Here is a 3,858-nt window from a genome sequence, read left to right as displayed (position 1 = left end):
CCCAACATCCCCAACACCGCCAAAGTCACCGTCAGCTAACCGCAGGAAACAGAGACCGGGTGTCCCCTTGCGCCTGCACACCACTCCCTCGGCACACGCAAGGGGACACCCACCCGGGTCGAGGTCGGCCTCTTCAAGGCGGTCCACTTCGACTACCGCTGGCTCCTTGGAGCAGCATCCGCGCACGGCCTCCGTCCGCATCAGGGCCGACTACCGGCAGTGGCAGGAGATGGCCGAGGCGTACGTACGGGCGCGCCGCAGGGACATGCTGATCGAGATCGCCCCGGACAGCGTCGCTCACTTCCTCGACGGCGCCCGCCGCCATTACCGGGAGGGCCGGCGCGTGGAGCTGGTCGTGATCGGGGCGCGGGCCGCGGACAGCCGGCTGGGCACCGCGACCCGGTGCGCCGAGGTGGCCCGCCTGGGCGGAATCCCGAGGTTCACGGCGGCCGCCGCCCACGACGCGACCTTCCAGATCGTTCCCGACGTGGTCCGCGCGGCCGAGCGCTCGCCGTACCTGCACTGCGTCTCCGTCATCCGCAGGGACCTGACCGCAGTATACCGCAACCCTGCACGGCCAGCTCGACTGGACCGGCCCCACCGCCTGGCCCGGCCTCGGCGCCACCGGTACCGTCCCCGCTCCCCGCACCGGCGCACTGGCCGGGCGCCAGCACCTGATCGGGGGCCTGTCCCCCGAGGACTGCGAGACCCACCTGGCCCGCCGGCTCACCATCGAGGGCCGGTCCCTCATCGACGCCGACATCTGGGCCGCGATCACCGCCCGCTCCCACGGCCTGCCCCTCCACCTCGACCTCGCCGTCTCCCGCTTCCTGGAAATCCGGCGCACCGGCGGCACCCCCACCCCGGACGACTTCGACTGCAGCTTCCCCGCCCTGCTGGCCCGAACTCTGTCCGACCTCACGACGGACGAGCGCCACCTGCTGCGCACGGTCTCCCTCCTGGACGCCTTCGACCTGGACCTGGCCACCCGGGCCGACGGCCTTTCCCAACAGGCCCCCGCCCGCCGGCTGGCCGAACGCCCGCTGATCTCCGAGAACACGTTCGCGCTGTGGCCGTATCACTTGCACCGGGCGATCCGCACCGCCGTACAGGAGGACACCCACAGCGAGGACCGCTGGACCGACACCGACTGGCACCACGCCGCCACCCGCGCGCTGGCCGCCCTCGGCGAGCAGTGGACAAACAGCACCGTGCCCGGGCCCAGCCGGCTCCTCCTCGTCGCCTGCCTCCGCCAGGGCCTGGGCCTCGCCCGCGACCACCGCCTCACCGATCTGGGCTGGCTCACCGCGGCCGCCCACGCCTACACCGACGACTCCGTCTGGGAACCCCTCACCCTCCCTACCGACACCGCTGGTGCCCCGGACACCGCCGCGGACGCCCTGGCCGAACTCCTCACCGCCATCACCCGCCGCCAGCACGAACACCGGCAACGCACGGTGGAGCGGCTGAGCGAGGTGCTGGACTCCGGGCTGCTGTCCGCCGCGCTCACCGAGCTCGCCCTGTACTACCGGGCGACGGCGTACACGGACCTCGACCAGGGCGCCGCCGCCCGGGCTGGGATGCGGCAGGTCGCCGACGCCGGCGGGCGCCTCGCACCGAAGGCACGCCGTGGCCTGGCCAACCTGTCCCGGCTGGCGGGCGACTTCCCCACCGCGCTCGCCGCCGTCCCCACCCTGGGATGGAAAGGCCGTCACCACCGCGTCCTCGGCGACATCCACTGGTCCCACGCCAACACCGACCAGGCCGTCGCCGCGTTCGAGGCCGGCCGCGCCGAAGCCGAAGACCACGGCGCCGCCGGCGAGCGCGCGATGATGCAGGTCCGCCTCGCCCTCGCACTGTCCTTCGCCGACCCGGACCGGGCCGACGCCGAGCTCTCCCTCGCCCACCAGATCCTCGAAGGCCTCGACCAACGGTCCAACACCCTCTTGGCCCAGGTCGTCGCCCTGATCAAGGACGCCGGAACCGACGGCATCACCGACCGCGCCCGGAGCCTGAACACCGACATCACGACCGCGGGCCTGCCCTTCCTCCACCGGTTCGTCGAGCTCGCCGTCGCCTTCCACCACGCCGTACGCGGCGAAGACCAGGGCCTGACCGCAGCTATCAGCCGGCTACGCGAGCTCACGGCCAGCGGGGACTTCGCCTACTTCACCGACATCGCCCACTTCATGGGCGGCCTTTCCCTGCCCGGTCCCACCACCACGCAGTGGATCGACAGCCGCGACGCCGTACGCACCCGCTGGCAGCACCTCGTCCACACCCGACGTACCCGTACCGGCCGATAGCCCAGCCTCATCGCGGCGCTGCGGCGGAGATTCGTGGGCCTGGCCGGCCCGCACACGGATCAGGGCCCGGACCATATGTGGTCCGGGCCCTGATTTCACCCTGGCCAGCTGTTCAGCCGCAGGGCCGTGAGGTCACTTGCCGGTGCTCTTGCCCACGAGCGAGGACAGTAACTCGACCATCGTCGCGTTGACCGCGCGCTGCTCGTCGATGAAGCCGTCGATCTTCCGCTCCAGACCGTCCAGGCGCTGCGTCACGTGGCCGCTGAGGTTCTCGACCTTCTGGTCCAGGTTCCCAACCTGCAGGCGCACTGCGGTGAGGTCGGACTTGATGATCCCGAACTCGCGGGAGTCCTGAGCCGAGACCTCTTCGAAGCGCCGGGTCAGGGCAGCGAGCTCGCTGTGAGCGATGGGGTCCTCGGGCACAGGTGCTCCTGCAAGATCATGAAAGGCGACGTCGGAGAGTCCACGATATCGCGCCCGTACCCCCGTACGGCTCCGGTTCCGCAGACCATTCCTGCGAGCAATCACACGCGAGCTCCGCCGGTACAGGTCCCTCTGGCCCGCCCCCGTTCTCGTTGCCACTCTTGATGCACCATGGCACACGCCGCCCGTCGACACCGAGGAGCCACCGTGACCCTGACCAGCTACGAGAGCCAGGTACTGCACCTGCTCGCCGCCTCAACCGAACCCGTCGGCACGTTCGAGGTGGCTGACCGGCTGCAGAGCCGCCCAGCCCCCGACATCAATGCCCCGGGCGAGGACCCGGTGCGCGTGGCGTGGACCGAGGAGCGCCTCGACCTCGTGCAGTCCACCATCTCCTTGTGCGCCAAGGGGCTCGCCGACGTCGCCGTACGCGCCGATGGGGAGAACGGTGACCGGTTCGTGGCCACCGACGCGGGCCGGGCCTTCCTCGCCCAGTAGTGATCCGTACTCGCCCTGCTGCCCAACACCTCGGCCACTACGCTCATGCCACTTCACCGGCTGCCCGCGGAGCGCGTGACAGCTCGGGGACGGTTCGCCCGGCCCTTTCGGCACGGGCGCGGCGCAGGGCGGCGGCTTCGGTCGCCGCGGCCTGGCGGCGGCGCTGGATACGGGCCTACTCGATCGGGGCCAGCGCATCGTCCGGAACGATGGCGGGCTCGGGGAACGCGCGGCGGCTGAGCTCGCGCATCGCCCGGTTCTGCCGCTCGATCGCCTCGGTGACGCCCGAGCGGACTTGCTGGACGCGCGGGACGGCCTGGTAGGCGGTGAGCGCCCGGTGGAAGCCGGGCGGGGCCATGTCGCGGGTCTTCACCGGCGCCTCGGGCGCAGCTGCCTCCGTCGGAGCGGTGGCCGCCTCGCCGGGCGCCGGGGACGTCGCGCCCACGGCCAAGACCCGGACGGTGCGGACCGCCTGGGCGCCGACCGCGTCGTTCGCCGCGGCGACGATCCGGGAGCTGATCAGGCGCAGCTGCGTGGCGTACGCGGGCGAGTCCGGGTGGAGGTCCAGCTGTCCGGTCTCCGCGTGGAAGGCGACCGCCTGGACGTGCGCGGCGAGCTTCGGCGAGACGGC

General features: G+C 72.0%; 4 protein-coding genes and 1 pseudogene. 3 read left to right on the top strand and 2 right to left on the bottom strand.

The annotated features are described in order from the left end of the window. Positions 1-67: 67 nt before the first annotated feature. Positions 68-508, top strand: a pseudogene (locus ACZ53N_RS36700) (zeta toxin family protein); the annotation flags it as partial. 574 nt (positions 509-1,082) lie between these two features. Further along, positions 1,083-2,306, top strand: coding sequence for a YfgM family protein (locus ACZ53N_RS36695; protein ID WP_469145047.1), 1,224 nt, complete (start codon positions 1,083-1,085; stop codon positions 2,304-2,306). A 132-nt stretch (positions 2,307-2,438) separates the two neighbouring features. On the opposite strand, the gene ACZ53N_RS36690 is transcribed toward ACZ53N_RS36695, so the two are convergent. After that, a complete protein-coding gene (locus ACZ53N_RS36690) occupies positions 2,439-2,729 on the bottom strand; it encodes a hypothetical protein (RefSeq protein ID WP_469145046.1) in 291 nt (96 codons plus the stop codon). Between the two features lie 207 nt (positions 2,730-2,936). On the opposite strand from ACZ53N_RS36690, the gene ACZ53N_RS36685 reads away from it, so the two are divergent. Then, positions 2,937-3,227: a hypothetical protein gene (locus ACZ53N_RS36685; RefSeq protein WP_469145045.1), complete on the top strand. Its 291-nt coding sequence runs from the start codon at positions 2,937-2,939 to the stop codon at positions 3,225-3,227. A 175-nt stretch (positions 3,228-3,402) separates the two neighbouring features. Here the strand turns inward: ACZ53N_RS36685 and ACZ53N_RS36680 are convergent. Next, positions 3,403-3,858: DciA family protein (locus ACZ53N_RS36680; RefSeq protein ID WP_469145044.1), on the bottom strand; the 456-nt coding region annotated here is incomplete at its 5' end.

This window comes from Streptomyces sp. NPDC033229 (assembly GCF_055576875.1).
The sequence above is the reverse complement of the archived record's forward strand: the minus strand, read 5'-3'. Positions and strand labels throughout refer to the sequence as shown.